Source organism: Kribbella sandramycini (assembly GCF_013131805.1).
Lineage (GTDB): Bacteria > Actinomycetota > Actinomycetes > Propionibacteriales > Kribbellaceae > Kribbella > Kribbella sandramycini.
In genome coordinates, this window is sequence record NZ_JABJRC010000006.1 from 171466 (window position 1) to 189476 (window position 18011).

Genomic DNA, 18011 nt, shown 5'->3' on the forward strand with positions numbered 1-18011 from the left:
CCTCGCCCTACCAGCCGGCTCTTATCTCCCGGCGAGTGCCGATGCCGGAGGCAAGCGCAGGTACTTCGCCCCAGATTGCGACATCGACGGCGTCGCCCGAAGCCGGGTTGACTTCGCGCGGCACGAGATCGCCTGGGCGATTCTGCGCATGCTGTGGCGCAGCCTCGCCAGGTGGGGTGGGGCTGGAAGGTGGCGGGCTGGGTTTGAGTCGTGGTCGGCCCGGTGGGTTGGCCCACGCGGGTTGAGCGACCTGGACCGTGCCATCGGTGATCGTGATACGCCAGTGGCCGGCATGCAGGTCGCTGTGGTGCTGACGGCACAGCAGGACGAGATTGTGGATGGCTGTCACGCCGCCGTCGATCCAGGAGCGGAGGTGATGGGCATCGCACATGATCGGTGGAGCGCCGCAGACGACGCAGCCGCGGTCGCGAGCGTTCAGGGCACGGCGCATGCCGCGCGTGACCAGGCGCTCGGAGCGGCCGACGTCCAGTGGTTCGGAGTCGCTGCCCAGCACGATCGGGATGACCTTCGCATCGCATGCGATCCGGCGGACGGACGCCGCTGACAGGCCGTCGCCGTACACCGTGTCGCCGATCGCGTGTGCGGTGGCCGCCTTGAGGTCGTTGAAGTCGATGGTGATGCTGAGGGTGCCTTTGGCTCCGAAACCGGGAACCCAGGACGTCGGTTCAGTGACTGGTGACGGCGCGGTATCCGTCGTTTCGCTGGGCATCCGGCGTGGAATGCCGACGTCCATGGCTGCTTCAGCGATCGACAGCACTGTGGACAAACCGTCGGCTTGGCGCTTCTCGAGCGAGCGGGGATCCAGTTCGCCGTCCAAGGTGCGATGAGGGCGGGAGTTCGCATGGATCAAGGCGCGCAGTCGTTCGGCGTTCTCGTTGGCCAGGAACCCGCGGAACTTCACACCGTTCACCGCGCGGCCGATGACGAGGGATTCGCGAGCGGCGGCCTTGTGTTCTTCGGGCTCCGGGCCGTCGGCGTCCAGCAGGTCGCGGATACGCTGACCGCTGGACTGAAGATCCATCGGGGACAAGTGGGCGCCCAGACCGACCAGCTGCTCCTCGGCGACCTTGATCTCTTCGATCGGCACGCTGGTCGGGACGCGCTCCAGCGCGGCGACGATCGCTTGTGCCTGGCCTGGGTAGAGGACGACCTGCGGCGCGACGGTACTCGGCGTTCCGTCGGGCGGAGGAACGGGTGTTGCGGTGTCGGGTAGCGCCTCCGCGACAGCTGGGTACTTCGTCAGAGCGCTGGCGAGCTGGACGTCTCGGCGGGCTTGTCCACGGTCGAGGCGATAGCGCCGCGCCAGGAGGTCGGCGGTGTCGCGGGCGCCGATCGCTTGGGCGTACCGGCGTTGATGCAGCTCAGCGATGTCGTGCAGACGAAGCGTTTGGAGCCGGGCAATCTCGGCATCGATCGCGTCGAGGTCCGACAGCAACTCGCCGTCGGACATCGACCACGTCGGTCGCTCGCCGAGAAATCCCATGCCGGCAACCGTAGATACTCCCACCGACAATTTTTCGAACAGCCGGCCGGATCGACCGAATCCCTTGCTGATAGCAATTTTCTGAGCCGTCAGCCACAGGCGGGGAGGGGGGTTGGGGTGGGAGAGAAGGGGGCGAAGGTGGGGGTGGTGGCCAGGAGGGCGAAGGCGTCCCAGAGGGGGAGAGCCTGGGTGGGGGTGGTGGGGGCGGTGAGGAGGGCGCCCTGGGTGAGGAGGCGGTTGTCGGTGAGGAGGGTGGGGACTACGGAGGGGGCGTTGGTGAGGGTTTCGAGGGTGGTCATGGCGGTGCGGATGAGGTCGTCGCGGGTGGGGTCGTCGGCGGCGGTGAGGTAGGTGTGGGGGAGGGCGGTGGCGGCGAGGGCTTCGGTGAGGGTTGCGGGGGTGGGGGCTTGGGGTGGGCGGCCGGGGGGGAAGACGTGGGCGGTCCAGGCGAGGTAGAGGGGGACGACGGCGTCGTCGCGGCCGTCGGCCTGGAGGGCGGTGAAGACGCGGGTGACGCGGAGGGATTGGCGGCTGGTTTCGACGGCCAGGGCGGCGATGAAGTCGGGGACGCCGGTGGGTGGGCGGTCGCCGTCGCGGAGCCAGAGGCTGTAGGGGCGTAGCCGGATGCGCAGGTCGCGGGCGGGGGCCACCTGGGCCAGCCAGTGCATGGCCAGGCCGCTCCAGGGGCAGGCGGGGTCAGCGGCGATCTCGATCTCTTTCATCAGACTCTCCATCTGTTCGTCATAGTAAGACTACGATGAACAGAGTGATAGATTCTGTCCGTGGCTGTCAAGGAGGAATCGCATCGCGCGCGGCAGGCGCAGGCGACCAAGGAGCAGGTGGCGGGCGCGGCGCGGGTGCTGTTCGCCGAGCAGGGGTACGTCGTGACGACGATCGCCGCGATCTCCGAGGCGGCCCGGATCCCGGCCCAGACGATCTACTCGGCCTTCGGCAACAAACCGGCCATCCTGCGCGAGATCTCCCGGCTCTGGATCGCCGAGGCCGACACCCGCCGGCTCGCTCAGGAGTCGCTCGCGCTGACCGACCCGGTCGAGCGGATGCGCAGCGCCGCGCACTGGCACACTCGGCAGTTCGAGACCGGTATCGACGTGATCCGGATCTACCAGGAGGCCGCCCGCGCCGACCAGCGGATGGCTGCCGAGATGCAGCGCGTCTGGGGCGCCCGCGAGCACGAGCTGGCCCTGTTCCTGCAGTCCTTCGCCGGGCAACTCGCTCACGATCCGCAGCGCTCGCTCGACCTGTTCCTGGCCTGTACGACGATGGAGATCTACCAGCTCCTGGTCCTCGACCGGGGCTGGCCGATCGCGGCGTACGAGGCCTGGCTGGCCGACACGCTCGTCGCGCAGCTGCTGCCCTGAGACTTCAGAGGGATCTTCCGGATCGCTCGCGTGGGGGATGTGCGCGAACTCGCCGCGGACCTAGGTTGAGAGCATGTTGATTGCCGAGGATCTGCTGTTGCTGCTGTACGACGACGACTCCGGCAAGCCGATCGCCGGATCGCCGGGCCTGGACTACGCGCTGGCCGGCGCCGTCCTGATCGAGCTGACCGTGCTCGGCAAGCTCGACATCACCGCGGCCGGCGACGGGGTGAAACCCGGCCGGCTCAAGGTGCTCGACGCGACCCCGACCGGTGATCCGGTGCTCGACGAGCGGCTGGCGTACGTCGTGGACAAGCCCGGCAAGAAGCCGAAGGACCAGATCGGCCGCCTGTCCAAGAAGCTGCGCGATCAGCTGCTGGCCCGGCTGGCCGAGCGCGGCATCCTGCAGGCGGACGCCGGTAAGGTGCTCGGCCTCTTCCCGGTCACCCGCTGGCCGGCCAAGGACGCGCGCCACGAGGGCGAGGTGCGGACGGCGCTCGAGGCCGCGCTCCGGATCGGGACGACGCCCGATCAGCGCACCGGCGCGCTGATCGCGTTGCTGAGCGCGCTGAACGTCGTCCCGAAGGTGATCACGGACGCCGTCGACAAGCGTCAGCTCCGGCAGCGGGCGAAGTTGATCGCCGAGTCGGACTGGGCCGCCGACGCGGTCAAGAAGGCGGTCACCGAGATGCAGGCCGCCGTCACCGCGACGATCGTGGTCGCGTCGACCGCGGGTGCCGCGGGCAGCAGCTGAGCGTCAGACGGAGGTGCGAAGCCGGGCCTTGATGTCCGGCTTCAGCACCTTGCCCACCTTCGAGCGCGGCAGATCGGCCCAGACCAGCACTTCCTTGGGCGCCTTCACGCTCCCGATCCGGGCCTTCGCGAACGCGATCAGCTCCGCCGCGTCGACACTCGCCCCGGCCTGCAGTTGGACGACGGCGACGACCCGCTCGCCCCACTTCTCGTCCGGTTGCCCGATCACCGCGCAGTCCTGGACGGCGTCGTGCGCCATCAGCGCCTGCTCGACCTCGGTCGAGTACACGTTGAAACCGCCGGTGATGATCATGTCCTTCGCCCGGTCGACGATGTAGAGGTAGTTGTCGTCGTCCAGATAACCGATGTCACCGGTGTGATGCCACCCGTACGCCGAAGCGGCCGCCGTCGCCTCCGGGTCGCGGTAGTACCCGCGCATCACCAGCGAGCCCCGGACGACGATCTCCCCGCGCTCGCCGGGTGGCAACAAGGTCCCGTCCGCGGCCATCACTGCGGTACTGACCAGCGTGGACGGGCGTCCGGCCGAGGCCAGCCGATCGCGAGCAATGTTGCCGTCGGCATCGAAGTGCGCGGCCGGCGGCAGGACGGAGATCATCATCGGCGCCTCGGTCTGCCCGAACAGCTGACCCATCACCGGTCCGATCCGCTGCAGCGCCTCTTCGAGCCGGGTGACCGACATCGGCGCCGCGCCGTACCAGAAACACCGCAGGGAGGACAGGTCGATGCTGTCGAGCTCAGGTGCCGCAAGCGCCATGTAGATCAGCGTCGGCGGCAAGAACGTGTGGGTGACGCCGTGCCGCGGGATGAGCTCCAGGAACGTGTGGACATCAGGTGTGCGCATGATGACCACCTCGCCGCCGGAGGCGAGGATGGGGAAGCAGAGCACTCCGGCGGCGTGGGTCAGCGGAGCGAGTGCCAGGTAGACCGGCCGCTCGCCGATCGGATAGCCCATCAGCGTCAGTGCTGTCATCGTCTCCAGATTGGCGTTGCTGAGCATCACGCCCTTCGGCTGGCCGGTTGTCCCGCCGGTGCCGACGATCATCGCCAGTCCGTCCGGATCGGTCGCGTCAAGGGCCGGCTGGGACACGCCCCCGCAGAACGTGTCCCAGCCGACGGTCCGGCGTCCGTGGGGGTCGGCGCCGGTTTCTGAATCCAGGCACACGAAGGTGTGCACCTTCGGCAACGCATCCCGGATCCGGTCCACGAGCGGCGCGAACGCCGCTTGGTAGATGAGGACCTCACAGTCGAAGCGGTCGAGCAGCTCACGGTTCTCCGCGGCCTCGTTGCGCGGGTTGATCGGGCACCAGATCGCACCGGCCCGGCTGATCCCGAACACGCAGGTGAATGCGATCGGGTCGTTCGCCGACAGGATGGCGACCTTGCCGCCCGGTGTGACGCCGCTCGCCGCCAGACCGGCTGCGATCCGGTGCGACAGCTCCTGGACGTCGGCGTACGACAGCGTCTCGCCATCGGTGGTCAGGCAGGGCCTGTCCGGTCCGAGTGACGCGCCTTTGTCCAGGTAGTCGACCAGTCGCATGGCTGTCCCCTTAATGCTGCACGGTCAGCTGCGGCTCGGCCACCAGCCCGAAACCACGCAGTACGCCGAGCAACTCGCGGTGCCCGAAGGCCTGGCAGCCGCTGGCGAAGCCAACGCGCTTCGGCGGCGTCTGCAGCAGCGAGTACGCCGCGTAGGCCTGCAGCAGGCCGGTCTGCTGGTAGTTGCTGTTCCCGTGGATGACACAGTGCGCCCGGCCCAGCGGACCGGAGGCGTGCACGGAGTCCAGCGACTTGTTCACCCTGGGGTTCTCCCGCGGCGGCATCTGGTCCATGACCTGCCGTGCGGTCGCAGTGAGCGCCTCGTTGCGCTCATCGGGCGCCATGTCCTTGGTGGCTTCCAGTGCGGCCGCAACGATCTGCGGGACGCCGTTCATCAGCGCTGCGTTGAAGACACCGCCCTGCGCCTTGCAGTTGGCCACACGCGGGTCGCGTTTGAACCAGACCGGGTGTGACGTGCCGCCCCAGGGCAGCGACAGCGCCAGCTCGTGCTGGCCGGGCACCACTAGCGGGACCAGCCCCTGCTCGGGGAACTCGACGTACTGGTTCTGCTCGAGGAAGTGCGCCTTGGACGTCGCAGCGTTCACCAGAATCGTGCGTGTCGAGGCGATGGTCGGGCTGCCACCCCAGAACACCGCAATGTCCAGAGTGTCCAGGCCGGGCTGTTCCAAGCAGAGCTGTGCGGCGATCTCGCCAGTCGTGTACATCTGCGCGATGCCAGGGGCCAGCAGCAGCCCGGCCTCTGCGAACTGCGCGCCGTACGTCTCGTCGCAGGTGATCAGCCAGTCCTGCTCGCCGGTGGTGTCCGTGTAGTGCGCACCTGCGGCCAGCGAGGCCTCTACTGCTGCAGGGCCGAGCTCACTGAACGGTCCGACCGTGTTGAGCACGACGGACGCGCCCTTGAACAACGACGTCAGCGAATCGACGTCGTGGTCGACTGTGGCGATCTCGTAGTCCGCAGTCTCGATACCGGGTACCGCGGAGTCCATGGACGACTTGAGCTTGTCCTCGCTGCGTCCGGCCGCTACGAACGGGACGTGGTACTGCCGGAGGTACTCGCAGACCAGCCGGCCGGTGTAGCCGGAGGCGCCGTAGACGACGACGGGTTTGGCAGCCATGTCACATCCCCATTCCGCCGTCGACCGGCAGTCCGATGCCGGTGATGAACCGGGCTTCGTTCGAGGCCAGGAAGACGACCGCATCGGCCATATCGGTCACCTCGCCGAGCCGCCCGGCCGGAGTCAGCCCGATGACCGCGCCGACCGCTGCCTCAGGCGACTCGAACAACCCGAGCTCGGCGACGTCGTTCGCCAGGCCCGCGCCCATCGCCGTCGGCACCAGGCCGGGGTAGACGCAGTTCACGCGGACGCCGTACCCGAGCTTGCCGGACTCCATCGCCGCGACCCGGGTGAGCCGGTCGACCGCGGACTTCGTGGCCGAGTAGACCGCGATCCCGGGGAAGGCGATGGTGGCGGCCACCGAGGCGATGTTGATGATCGCGCCGCCCTGGCCGGCCAGGCCTTCGGGGCGCATCGTCCGCAGCCCCCACTTCAGGCCCAGCGTGGTGCCGAGGACGTTCACGTCGAGCATCTTGCGGATCTGGTCGGCCGTCACCTCGGTGAGCAGGCTGGTGATCTCCACACCCGCGTTGTTCACCAGGATGTCCAGGCCGCCGAGGATGTCGTTGGCCGCGACGACCGCGTTCTCCCAGCTGCCGTCGTCGGTGACGTCGTGCGCGACGAAGCCGTTGCCGCCGCCGTACTCGGAGTCCAGGGCGTCGGCGACCGCTTCGCCGGCGTCCTTCTGCAGGTCGCTGACGACCACTTTGGCGCCGGCCGCGGCAAGGGCTTTCGCCATTCCCTCGCCGAGCCCCTGGGCTCCGCCGGTGACGAGGGCCTTACGCCCGGAGAGATCGAGTCCGCCCATCGGGAAGCTCCTTTGCTTCGAGATCTTCGAGGAGGTGACTGCGCAGGGTGAGTGGTTCCACACTCTGGCCCTGGTTTTGACAGTCGTCAAGACTTTGTTTGACACTTGTCAAGAAATCTCCCCGCCGCGGGGCGCGCCGGGCCCGCGGCGGGTAGGCTGACTCGGACGGACCGGGGGCGGACGACAGGAGTCGCGATGAGCTCGAACGCCCTCTCGGGTGAGATTGCCGACCGGCCTGCCCGGGTGTCGGGGATCGACAAGATCGAGCGCCGCCGGATCGCGCTGGCCGAATCGGCGCTGAAGACGCTCGGCGAGCTCGGCTACGCGCGGACGAGCCTGCGCGAGATCGCGAACAACTCCGAGTTCACGCACGGCGTCGTCCACTACTACTTCCGCGACAAGATCGACCTGATCAGCTACTGCGTGCGCTACTACAAGACCAAGTGCGCCAAGCGGTATGACGAGGTCGTGGAGACCGCGGCCACCGCCGATGAGCTCGGCGCCGGGTTCCTGGCCAAGATGACCCAGACGCTCGTCGAGGAAACCCCGATGCACCGGCTCTGGTACGACCTGCGCGCCCAGAGCATGTTCGAGGAGCAGCTGCGCCCGGATGTGGTCGCGATCGACCAGCTGCTGGAGGCGATGATCTGGCGCATCCTCAGCCGGTACGCCGAGCTGGTCGGCGGCGAGCCGGCTGTGGACGCGCCGACGGCGTACGCGCTGGTCGACGGGCTGTTCGAGCAGGCCGTCGTCGGCTACGCGGCTGACCCCGAAGGCGTCACCGATCGGCTGGTCGCCCGGGTCAGCCAGGTGCTGCCCAAGCTCATCACGACCTAGTGGACCTCTAGGCTGCTCGCCGTGAAGGTGAAGCGCGTACGGTCGGAGCCGGGTGGTCTGGTCGATCTGGAGTTCACGGCGGACGGATGGACGTCGCGGCCGGTGATCGGCTCCCGATGGGACCTGTCGATCTGGTGCGTCGCTGTGATGGCTGGTGCGCTCGTGCTGGCCTACCTGTCCCGGCTGGCCGGTTTCGGCGGTCTGAAGTCCGCCTTCCTGGTGGTGGCCGGCATCAGCCTCGCCGCGGCGGTTCTGCTGGTTGCGATCGACTTCGTGGGCAATCTGCTCGGTGTGGCCTCGATGACCGGCCGGGCGCTGGGCCGTGGACGGCTGCGGGCCGAGGCCAAGGGCATCACCGACGACCTGATGGAGGTCATCCCGAACCCGGAGTTCGTCGCGGTCACACGGGTTCAGCACGCGCGCGTCGTCCGCGAGGTGCGGGGAACCGCCGTCGAGCTGATTCTCGACGACGGCTCCCGCCGACGCTATCTACGCACCCGCGCTGGGCTGGTCGAGCCCTTCCAGCGGCTGCTGGGGGAGCGGTTGCTTCACTCCGCCTGACAGCTGGTCTTGCACAGCTTGTCGGTGACGGTCAGGTTCACACCGGGTTCTTCGGTGTCCGCCTCGACCGTGTAGTCGATCAGCCAGTCGCCCGCGGTCATCTGCGCGGTCGCCTTCTGCTGGCCGAACCAGCTGCTGATCTCCTGTTGCTGGTTCACATTCACCGTTTCGAGGACCTTCGGCAGCACAGCGCCGATCGCCGCGGATGCCGTGTCCTGCTTGCCGGTGGCGTGCACCGACACGACCGGTGGCCGGGGGTGGTCGCCGAGCAGTACGGAGACCTGTGCACCGCCGGACGTGCAGACGGCGTACGCCTCGTCGGTTCCACACTTGAAACCGGCCTTGCTCAGCCCGTCGACCACCTCGGCCGCTTTGACCGGCGCTACGTCGGCGGTCACTGGAGCGGACGTCGGAGTCGACGGCGCCGGGGTGTCCGAGCCCTCGTCCGAACCCTGGTCCGATCCGCCGGACGAGCAGGCGGTCAGCAGCATCAGAGCGGCAATGGCGGTTGCAACGCTCTGCTTGCGGTTCAGACCGGCACCTCGATCGCCGCGTCCAGGGCGATCGTGATCATCTCCGAGAAGGTCGTCTGGCGCTCCTCGGCCGACGTGACCTCCTTGGTGATCAGGTGGTCGGACACGGTCATGATGCCGAGCGCGCGACGACCGAACTTGGCGGCCAGCGTGTACAGCGCGGCGGCCTCCATCTCGATGCCCAGGACGCCGTAGTCCGCCGTCCGGGACACCAGGTCCGGGCGGTCGTTGTAGAACAGGTCGCCGGAGAAGACCTGGCCGACGTGCACGTTCAGGCCGGCCGCCTCGGCGGCGTCGACGGCCGCGCGCAGCAGCTTGTAGTCGGCCGTCGGCGCGTAGTCGATGCCGTGGAAGCGCAGCCGGTTCATCTGCGAGTCGGTGCTCGCGGACATCGCGACGATCACGTCGCGGACCCGGACGGCCTCGGTCAGCGCGCCACAGGTGCCGACCCGGATCAGGGTCTGGACGTCGTACTCCTCGAACAGCTCGTTGGCGTAGATCGAGGCGGACGCCTGGCCCATCCCGGAGCCCTGCACGGAGATCCGCTCACCCTTGTAGGTGCCGGTGAACCCGAACATGTTCCGGATCTCGGTGTAGCAGGTCACGTCGGACAGGTAGGTCTCCGCGATCCACTTGGCCCGCAGTGGGTCACCGGGGAACAGCACGCGCGGCGCGATCTGCCCCTTCTCGGCGGCGATGTGAATACTCATGCCCGGATGCTCTCACGCGACCGGGATATGTTGAGTCACGTGGCCTACTCGATCGCACCTGGTTCCCTAGCCCTGTCCCGCTCGGTCCTGGACCGAGCCGCCGACCGTCGGCGCGACGACGCCTGGCTGGAGAAGGCCTGGGCCGCACCGGACACCCAGGTCACCGTGGTTGCCGGTGACCAGCTGCAGGTGATCGACGACCGGACGGCGCTGCGCCTGATCTCGCCGTCGGAAGCGCCTCCCGGCACCAGAGTCTTCCTGGGGATCGACAGGGAGTCCGGCGCCGGTCAGACAGCGGAGGGACGGGCGGTGTTCGCCGTAGTCGTCGCCGACGAGCCGGACGAGTCGTACGCGGGGCTGCGCGAGCTCGGCGCGTTGCTGAACGACCGCGAGGCCGGTATGGCGGTTCACATCGTCGGCCTGGCCAACTGGCACGCCGTCCACACCCACTGCGGTAACTGCGGTGAGCACACCGTGGTGACCGAGGCCGGCCACGTCCGCGACTGTCCTGGCTGCGGTATGCGCCATTTCCCGCGCAGCGACCCGGCGATCATCGTCCTGGTCACCGACGATCAGGACCGGGCGCTGCTCGGCCGCAACGGCGCGTGGCCCGAAGGGCGGTACTCGACCCTGGCCGGGTTCGTCGAGCCGGGTGAATCGCTGGAGGCCGCCGTCCGCCGGGAGGTCCTGGAGGAGACCGGTGTGACTGTCGGCCCGGAGGTTGCGTACGCCGGGAGTCAGCCGTGGCCGCTGCCGTCGAGCCTGATGCTCGGCTTCTACGCCAAGGCGACCAGCACCGACATCGAGGTGGACGCCGACGAGATCGCCGAGGCGAAGTGGTTCACCCGGGAGGACCTCCGTGCGCTGGTGGACGCCGGCACGATGGCCCTCCCGGGCAACATCTCGATCAGCCGCCGCCTGATCGAGGGATGGTACGGCTCGGGGTTGTCGGGGAGCTGGTAGCCGTCACCGCCGTCCGACGTTGGAGATCGCGGCGGCGAAGCGGATCATGATGCCCTCCCAGCGCTCGACCTGACCGTCGGCCTCCAGTTGCCGGAGCCTGCGGTCCACCGCGACCACATAGGCGCCGTGGCTGGGCCACTGGGCTTTGGCGTCCGGCAGTTCGTCGGTCAGTGTGCAGCCGTAGCGCAGGTGCCGGTTCTGCACCTGGCTGTTGATGTTGCCGGTCCACACCTGGGCGCGGAGGTCGGACTTCGCGCAGGGGTCGGCCGGTGGCGTGTACGACGCCAGATTGGTCGGGATGGTCCAGCCGTCCAGCCGGAGCAGCGAGTAGTACTTGCCGTCCGGTCCTTCAGCGAGCCGGTTGAGGCCGTGATCGCGGATGATCGTGGACGCGCCGCCCAGCCCGTCCACGACGAAGAGCCGGCCGCCGGAGACGCCGTACAGGTAGCCGTCGCGCCAGGAGAGCGCGCCGTCGTGTCCGGTGATGCGGCCGGGGAACACCGGGTAGGTGCGCAGGACGACGCCAGTGGTCTTGTTGGCCACGAAGACTGTGCCGTCGGCCAGGCCCCAGATGTTGCCATCCGGTCCGATGGTCAGCTCGTTGATGCTGGCCGCGCCGGGAACCGGTACGACGTTCTTGCTGACAGCCCCGGTCGCCGGGTCGACCTTGATCAGACGGGCCTCGGTGGCCCTCGGCTCGGTGCCCTGACCGCCTTCGATCGCGGACCCGGCCCAGAGGCTGCTGCCGACCGGGAGGATCGATGCGATCGACTGGTCGGTGACGAGGTGCCGATAGACCTTGTAGGTGTTGCTGGGGACGTCGTAGACGGTGATGGCGCCGCCGTACTCGCCGTAGCCGGGCGTAGTACCGACGTACACGCTGTTGCCGGACGGGACTACAGCGAACGGGCGGTTCTGGTGGTCGCTGTCGACCAGACTGAACAGCACCCTCGGGTTGGTCGTGCTCTCGGGGAGGCTCGTGTCCCACTGCTGTAGCCGGCCGTACGGGTAGATGCCGACCCACATCTTCGGGCTGGTGCCCCAGGACCAGCCCTCGACCTGGCCTTGCCGGGCCGTGACAGTGGCTCTACCGGTAGCTGGGTCGTAGACCGAGGTGGTGCCGTTGAGGTACGCGTTCACGTAGACCTTGCCGGTGACCGGGTCGACGATCGTGTGCTGCAGTGCGACAGGCACGTACTGGAACGGTGAGCTCCACTGCGCGAGTGTCTTGGCCTGTGGGTCGTAGCGGAACGTACCGCCGGAGTAGTTACCAGCCAGGCCGTACAGGACCTGTTGGCCGTTCTCAGTCACCCAGCCGTAGCCGATGGCCGCACCGCGACTCATGCGGACCGGTGGGGTGGTCGCCGTGCTGACAGTGTTGGTAGTCAGGTCGTAGCGCATCACGTTGAGCGTGGTCGCGGTCGTGAAGTACACACCACCCGGACCGGCGCCGGAAACGCCACGGGCCGCGATCGGGTAGGTCAGAACCAGTCCGCCGGTCGTAGCGTCGGTGAACTTGATCTGCTCGTAGGTGACCGCGTCAATCACGGCCAGCCGACCGGCGCCGTTTGCGAACACCCGTCCGGCCGCGTAGTCGAGGTCGTTGAACTCGGTGGCGACCAGGCCCGGTGGAGTGACGTTCTGAATCGCGCCGCTGGTCAGGTCGATCCGGATCAGCTTGGCGGCCGGTGTGGAGACGCCGACGAACAGTGCGTTCCGGTCGGGGTCGTAGACGGTGGAGCGCGCGTACTGCTGGACCGGGTCGAGTGAGCCGTAGTCCGTGACCTGGCCGGTGCTGCGGCTGTACTTGAACGCGTGGGCGTTCGGGTACGTGCCGCCGTACACGTTGCCGTTGCTGTCGGCGGTCAGGCCGTAGATGAACGACTCGCCGGCGATCGGGCGGCCCAGGCTGGTGACTGTGCCGGCCACTGGGTCGTAGCGGTACAGATGGGCGTTCGGATAGGTGCCGACGTACAGACTGCCGTCACTGGCGACGACGATGCCCCACGCGCCGGCAGCCCCGGGCAGCGGGACGGTGTGCAGCAGTTGCCGGGTGTGCAGGTCGACGACGTTCAGATTGGCGTTCTCGCCGGCCGGGACGGCGTACACGATGTCGCGACCGTCCGGCGAGCGGCCGACGGTGCCCTCCATCACGGTCAGCGAGCTGATCGGCGCGCCGAGGTTCTCGACCGGATCGGGGAGCAGCCCCGGGCGGACGCCGTCCGGCCGGGCCGGGCCGACCTCGGACGGCCAGGGATCCGGCCGTCCGGTCGGCGACGCGTGCGCGGGCTGGATCAAACAACTGATTACGGCCAGGGCCGTTAAGAACAGGACAGAGCGGAAGGAACGACGCGGAATCATGGGCGGACTCCCTACGGCGCGGTTCCCTCGAAGGTAAAACGGTCATGGCCGTAAGTCCATGGCTCGCGCCCGCCCGGGGGCAAAAGGAAGCGGCGCCCACCCCGAAGGGCAGACGCCGCGGTGCAGCCGGGTCAGGTCAGGCGACGAGCTTCTCGGCCACCTGGGCCAGCGACGGGTTGGTCAGCGCGCTGCCGTCGGCAAAGACCACGGTCGGCACGGTCTGGTTCCCGTTGTTGATCTTCTCGACCAGCTCGGCCGCGCCGGGGACCTGCTCGATGTCGATCTCGGTGAACTCGATCCCGGCCCGCTTCAGCTGGCCCTTGAGGCGATGGCAGTAGCCACACCAAGGGGTCGAGTACATCGTCAGTGCCGCCATCGGCCGTCTCCTTCTGAATCTGTCCGGCGAGCCGTCTAGGGTTGCTCTCGACCAACCCGAACCATGCCGTAGGCGGTGCTGTTCCCGAATGACGCAGTCCGTGAGTGACCTCACACGCTCCGGGTCTCCCGAGGATCTCCTGGGGGCGCTCGATCCGGAGCAGCGCGCGGTGGCGACGGCGCTGCACGGGCCGGTCGTCGTGATGGCCGGCGCCGGCACGGGCAAGACCCGCGCGATCACGCACCGGATCGCCTACGGCGTGCGGACGGGCACGTTCGACCCGGTCCGGGTGCTCGCGGTGACGTTCACCCAGCGCGCCGCGGGGGAGATGCGCGGCCGGCTGGCGGGGCTCGGCGTCGAGGGCGTCCAGGCCCGTACGTTCCACTCCGCCGCGCTCCGGCAGGCGCGCTACTTCTGGCCGAAGGTGTACGGCGGCGAGCTGCCCCAGATCGCGGACCGGAAGTTCCCGCTGCTGACCGAGGCGGCGTCGCGCTGCCGGGTCCGCGTCGACACGCCCGCGCTGCGCGACCTCGCCGGTGAGGTCGAGTGGTCGAAGGTCAGCAACGTCCGTCCCGACGACTACCCGACGCTCGCGCCGAAGGCGGGCCGGGCGCTGGCCGCCTTCGACCCGGCGACGATCGCCCGGATCTTCGCGGCGTACGAGGACGTGAAACTCGAGCGCGGCCGGATCGACCTGGAGGACGTGCTGCTCTGCGCGACCGCGCTGCTCGCCGAGGACGAGCGGGTCGCCGCAGAGATCCGCCGGCAGTACCGGACGTTCGTCGTCGACGAGTACCAGGATGTCAGCCCTCTGCAGCAGAGCCTGCTCGACCTGTGGCTCGGCGGCCGCGAGGACGTCTGCGTCGTCGGCGACCCCGCGCAGACCATCTACTCCTGGGCCGGCGCCGAGCCGGAGAATCTGGTCCGCTTCGCCTCCCGGCATCCGTCGGCCACGGTGGTCAAGCTGGTCCGCGACTATCGCTCCACGCCGCAGATCGTCGATGTCGCGAACAAGATCCTCGACGCGGCCGGACCGTCCGGGCTGCCGGGGCGGGTGACGCTGCGCTCGCAGCTCGAGCCGGGGCCGGTCCCGATCTACCGCGAGTACTCCGACGAGGTCGCCGAGGCCGATGCGGTGGCGCGCGCGGTGGCCCGCCTGCAGGACGAGGGCGTCCAGTTGCGTGACATCGCCGTCCTGTTCCGGACGAACGCGCAATCGGAGAACTTCGAGCAGGCGCTCGCCGAGCGGAAGCTCCCGGCCGTGTTGAAGGGCGCCGAGCGATTCTTCGAGCGGGCCGAGATCCGGCAGGCCGCCGTCCTGCTGCGCGGTCAGGCCAAGGCCGGCGACCTGTCCGACGAGCTGGTGACGACGGTGACCAGCGTCCTCGGCGGCGCGGGCTGGACGCCGGAGCCGCCGAGCGGCAAGGGCGCCGTCCGGGACCGGTGGGAGTCGCTGAGCGCGCTGGTGACCATGGCGGGCGACTTCGCCGCCGCGAACCCGACCGCCGGGTTGGCCGAGCTGATGGCCGAGCTGGACCGGCGAGCCTCGATTCAGCACGCGCCGCTCGCCGAAGGCGTCACGCTGGCGACGCTGCACGCGGCGAAGGGCTTGGAGTGGGAGTGCGTCTTCATCGTCGGCGCCCACGAGGGCACACTGCCGATCAGCTACGCCCAGACGCCCGCCCAGGTGGAGGAGGAGCGGCGGCTGTTCTACGTCGGGGTGACGCGGGCGAAACAGCAGCTGTTCGTGAGCTGGTCGACGTCGCGATCGCCGGGCGGCCGGGGCACCCGCGGTCCGACCCGGTTTCTGGACCCGATCGGCGTCCGGACGTCGCGGCAGCAGCAGCCGGCCTGGGAGCCGTCGACCGATCGCGCCGAGCGTGCGGCCCGGTCCGGGCGGCCGATCCCGAAGTGCCGGGTCTGCGGGCGCGGGCTGCTCGATCCGGGTGCGCGCAAACTCGGCCGCTGTGAGAGCTGCCCGTCGGCGATCGACCAGAAGCTGTACGACGCGCTGATCGCCTGGCGCACCGAGCAGGCCGAGTCGGAGCGGATGCCGGCCTTCGTCGTCCTGACCGACGCGACGCTGACCGCGATCGCCGAGACCCGCCCGACGGACGAGTCCGCCCTGCGGCAGATCCCGGGGATCGGGCACGCGAAGCTGATGAAGTACGGCGAGCAGATCCTGGTGATCTGTACGCGTTAGGCCGGCTCGCGGAGGCGGGCGTCCTGGCTGGGCGGCACGCCGTACTGGCGGCGGTACTCGCGGCTGAACTGGGAGGCGCTGTCGTAGCCGACGCGGTGCGCGACGGTCGCGATGTCGCGCGGCTGGGCGGCGAGTAGCAGGCGCGCCTCCTGGAGGCGGACCTGCTTCTGGAACTGGATCGGGCTGAGCGCGGTGACGGTCTGGAAGTGCCGGTAGAAGCCGGACGGGCTCATCCCGCTCAGCTTGGCGAGGTCCTCGACGCGGAACTGCTCGGCGTAGTTCTCGCGGATCCAGCGGGCGGCGCGGGTGATGTGGTTCAGACTGCTGTCCGCCAGGCCGAGCTGCCGGACGGCCGCGCCCTGATCGCCGGTGATCAGCCGCCAGTGGATCTCCCGCTTGAGCATCGGTGCGAGGACGGCCTGATCTCGCGGGCGCTCGAGCAGGCGGACGAGCCGGGCCAGGCTGTCGACCAGCTCGTCGGTCAGCTTGCCTACGGCGATCCCCGGGACCGGGCCGGACTGCGGGCGGGGCAGATCGCCGGGACCGGCGTGCAGCAACAGGTCGGCGATCAATGCGGGCTCCAGCACGACCGCCATGCCGAGTGCGGGCTCGCTGACCGTCGCATCGACGAAGTGCCCGGTCACTGGCAGATCGACCGAGGCGACCAGGTAGTCGCCCGGCCGGTACAGATGCACCCGCTCACCCACGGCCAGCCGCTTGGCTCCCTCGACCAGCACCGCCAGCACCACGCCTGACATCGACGGGGAGGGCGGCCCGGACTGCTCGATCCGCGCGATGTGCAGCCCGTCGATCGCCGTCCGGTCGTCCGGCCGCACGTGCTTCCGCAGCAGGGCTCGCAACTCGTCCATCTCCCGATTCCACCGCATTTTGGAGAATCGTGCAAGGACTCCGGATCTTTGCGCTACCAGAGCGGGCGATCGCGCCGATGGAATAGGAGAAACAAACCAAAGGAGAATCTCATGACCGCCGGCTACGGCTTCACTTCCACCGTCACCGCCCAGCCGGGCAAGGGCGATGATCTGGTCGCCCTCCTCCGCACTGCCCTCGATCCGGGCAACCCTGGCTCCTCCGAGTACTGCCTGCTCTTCCTCATCTCCCAGTCCGCCGCCAACCCCGACGTCGTCTTCGTCGCCGAAGGATGGACGTCGGAGGCGGACCACCACCGCATCTTCGCCACCCCCGCGGCCCAGGCCATCGTCGCCGCCACCCAGCAGTTGGCCGCCGACGCCACTCCCTACACCGACTTCGTCCCCCGCGCCGCCAAATCCACCCTCTGAAAGGTCACCTGCCATGCCCCTGCACCCAGCTCTGAACCCTGAACTCGAATCCCTCCTGGCCGACTTCCCCTTGATCCCCGAAGTCACCCCCGCCGTCCTGCCCGCCATGCGCCAGGCCTCTGCTCTCCCGCCCGGCCAACTCCTCGCCAACCAGCCACTGACCCGCACCGACCACACCACCCCAGCCCCCGACGGCCACCTCGTCCCGCTCACAGTCCTGACTCCTACGGTCGCGAGCGGTGCTTGTGTGGTGTGGCTGCATGGGGGCGGGATGATCCTGGGGGACCGGTTCTCGCAGATCGATATCCCGCTCGAGTGGCTGGCGGAGCTCGGGGTGGTCGTGGTGACGGTCGAGTATCGGCTGGCGCCGGAGTTCGGCGGGAGTACGCCGGTGCGGGACGCGTACGCCGGGCTGTGCTGGGTGGCCGAGCACGCGGCGGAGCTGGGGGTGGATCCGGAGCGGATCGTGGTGGCCGGGATCAGCGCGGGTGGCGGGCTGGCGGCTGGGGTGACGCTGCTGGCTCGTGATCTGGGCGGGCCGGCGATCGCGGCTCAGGTGCTGATCTGCCCGATGCTCGACCACCGCAACGACACCGTGTCGAGCCGTCAGTACGCCGGGGTGCCGAGCGTGTGGACGCCGGAGACCAACCGGTTCGCGTGGGGCGCAGTGCTCGGTGCGGCGCCGGACGACGTCCCGGCGTACGTCTCACCGGCGCTGGCCGACGACCTGGCCGGGCTGCCGGCGACGTACGTCGACGCCGGGAGCGCGGAGGTGTTCCGGGACGAGGACGTCGCCTACGCGAGCCGGATCTGGGCCGCCGGGGGAGAGGCTGAGCTGCACGTGTGGGCCGGCGGGTTCCACGGGTTCGACGCGATGTTCCCGGCGACGGCGCTCGGCGCGGCCGCCCGGACGACGCGGACCCGGTGGTTGGCCGGCGTTCTGGCGCGGTGATTGCACGAAGGTGCAAACGTCCGCAAACCTGTTGCCAGCCTGGGCAGACAGGGCGCATGGTTGTACTTCGTACTGCTGTC

Annotated in this window: 18 protein-coding genes; 8 read left to right on the forward strand and 10 right to left on the reverse strand. The window is 69.1% G+C overall.

What is annotated here, in order from left to right; genetic code table 11:
* Window positions 1-7: 7 nt before the first annotated feature.
* Complete coding sequence (locus tag HPO96_RS24040; RefSeq protein ID WP_171676232.1) at window positions 8-1504, reverse strand: HNH endonuclease signature motif containing protein; 1497 nt, start codon at window positions 1502-1504, stop codon at window positions 8-10.
* Between the two features lie 89 nt (window positions 1505-1593).
* The gene (locus tag HPO96_RS24045) at window positions 1594-2226 is read right to left on the reverse strand and encodes a mycothiol-dependent nitroreductase Rv2466c family protein (RefSeq protein WP_171676234.1); all 633 of its coding nucleotides are present in this window, start codon (window positions 2224-2226) and stop codon (window positions 1594-1596) included.
* A gap of 60 nt (window positions 2227-2286) precedes the next feature.
* On the opposite strand from HPO96_RS24045, the gene HPO96_RS24050 reads away from it, so the two are divergent.
* Both HPO96_RS24050 and HPO96_RS24055 read left to right on the forward strand, forming a co-directional pair.
* On the forward strand, window positions 2287-2883 hold the full coding sequence (locus HPO96_RS24050) for a TetR family transcriptional regulator (protein WP_171676236.1): 597 nt from the start codon (window positions 2287-2289) through the stop codon (window positions 2881-2883).
* 73 nt (window positions 2884-2956) lie between these two features.
* Complete coding sequence (locus tag HPO96_RS24055) at window positions 2957-3637, forward strand: GOLPH3/VPS74 family protein (RefSeq protein WP_171676238.1); 681 nt, start codon at window positions 2957-2959, stop codon at window positions 3635-3637.
* A 3-nt stretch (window positions 3638-3640) separates the two neighbouring features.
* On the opposite strand, the gene HPO96_RS24060 is transcribed toward HPO96_RS24055, so the two are convergent.
* The 3 genes from HPO96_RS24060 to HPO96_RS24070 are packed head-to-tail and all read right to left on the reverse strand — an operon-like array spanning window position 3641 to window position 7137.
* Entirely contained in the window at window positions 3641-5194 is a 1554-nt protein-coding gene (locus tag HPO96_RS24060) for an acyl-CoA synthetase (protein WP_171676240.1), read from the reverse strand.
* Between the two features lie 10 nt (window positions 5195-5204).
* Window positions 5205-6329: a DUF5938 domain-containing protein gene (locus HPO96_RS24065; RefSeq protein WP_171676242.1), complete on the reverse strand. Its 1125-nt coding sequence runs from the start codon at window positions 6327-6329 to the stop codon at window positions 5205-5207.
* 1 nt (window position 6330) lies between these two features.
* Complete coding sequence (locus HPO96_RS24070) at window positions 6331-7137, reverse strand: SDR family NAD(P)-dependent oxidoreductase (RefSeq protein WP_171676244.1); 807 nt, start codon at window positions 7135-7137, stop codon at window positions 6331-6333.
* A gap of 195 nt (window positions 7138-7332) precedes the next feature.
* On the opposite strand from HPO96_RS24070, the gene HPO96_RS24075 reads away from it, so the two are divergent.
* Window positions 7333-7974, forward strand: coding sequence for a TetR/AcrR family transcriptional regulator (locus HPO96_RS24075; protein ID WP_171676245.1), 642 nt, complete (start codon window positions 7333-7335; stop codon window positions 7972-7974).
* A gap of 21 nt (window positions 7975-7995) precedes the next feature.
* Window positions 7996-8535: a hypothetical protein gene (locus tag HPO96_RS24080; protein ID WP_337796785.1), complete on the forward strand. Its 540-nt coding sequence runs from the start codon at window positions 7996-7998 to the stop codon at window positions 8533-8535.
* On the opposite strand, the gene HPO96_RS24085 is transcribed toward HPO96_RS24080, so the two are convergent.
* Together HPO96_RS24085 and deoD are read right to left on the reverse strand one after the other, a co-directional pair.
* On the reverse strand, window positions 8523-9026 hold the full coding sequence (locus HPO96_RS24085) for a hypothetical protein (RefSeq protein WP_171676247.1): 504 nt from the start codon (window positions 9024-9026) through the stop codon (window positions 8523-8525). The two genes, HPO96_RS24080 and HPO96_RS24085, sit on opposite strands and share 13 nt — an antisense overlap.
* Window positions 9027-9064: 38 nt before the next feature.
* Window positions 9065-9778, reverse strand: a complete 714-nt coding sequence (gene deoD, locus HPO96_RS24090) for a purine-nucleoside phosphorylase (protein ID WP_171676249.1) — start codon at window positions 9776-9778, stop codon at window positions 9065-9067.
* 39 nt (window positions 9779-9817) lie between these two features.
* Here deoD and nudC point away from each other — a divergent pair, with 39 nt between their 5' ends.
* Window positions 9818-10741: an NAD(+) diphosphatase gene (gene nudC, locus HPO96_RS24095; RefSeq protein ID WP_337796786.1), complete on the forward strand. Its 924-nt coding sequence runs from the start codon at window positions 9818-9820 to the stop codon at window positions 10739-10741.
* A gap of 3 nt (window positions 10742-10744) precedes the next feature.
* On the opposite strand, the gene HPO96_RS24100 is transcribed toward nudC, so the two are convergent.
* Both HPO96_RS24100 and HPO96_RS24105 read right to left on the reverse strand, forming a co-directional pair.
* On the reverse strand, window positions 10745-13039 hold the full coding sequence (locus HPO96_RS24100) for a hypothetical protein (protein ID WP_184999651.1): 2295 nt from the start codon (window positions 13037-13039) through the stop codon (window positions 10745-10747).
* 199 nt (window positions 13040-13238) lie between these two features.
* Window positions 13239-13478: a mycoredoxin gene (locus HPO96_RS24105; protein ID WP_171676253.1), complete on the reverse strand. Its 240-nt coding sequence runs from the start codon at window positions 13476-13478 to the stop codon at window positions 13239-13241.
* A gap of 88 nt (window positions 13479-13566) precedes the next feature.
* Between HPO96_RS24105 and HPO96_RS24110 the strand changes: the two genes are divergently transcribed.
* Complete coding sequence (locus HPO96_RS24110; protein WP_171676255.1) at window positions 13567-15681, forward strand: ATP-dependent DNA helicase UvrD2; 2115 nt, start codon at window positions 13567-13569, stop codon at window positions 15679-15681.
* On the opposite strand, the gene HPO96_RS24115 is transcribed toward HPO96_RS24110, so the two are convergent.
* Window positions 15678-16550, reverse strand: a complete 873-nt coding sequence (locus tag HPO96_RS24115; protein ID WP_171676256.1) for an AraC family transcriptional regulator — start codon at window positions 16548-16550, stop codon at window positions 15678-15680. The genes HPO96_RS24110 and HPO96_RS24115 overlap by 4 nt on opposite strands.
* A gap of 111 nt (window positions 16551-16661) precedes the next feature.
* Here HPO96_RS24115 and HPO96_RS24120 point away from each other — a divergent pair, with 111 nt between their 5' ends.
* Window positions 16662-16979: a putative quinol monooxygenase gene (locus tag HPO96_RS24120; RefSeq protein ID WP_171676258.1), complete on the forward strand. Its 318-nt coding sequence runs from the start codon at window positions 16662-16664 to the stop codon at window positions 16977-16979.
* Between the two features lie 13 nt (window positions 16980-16992).
* Complete coding sequence (locus HPO96_RS24125) at window positions 16993-17931, forward strand: alpha/beta hydrolase (protein WP_171676260.1); 939 nt, start codon at window positions 16993-16995, stop codon at window positions 17929-17931.
* Window positions 17932-18011: the final 80 nt, after the last annotated feature.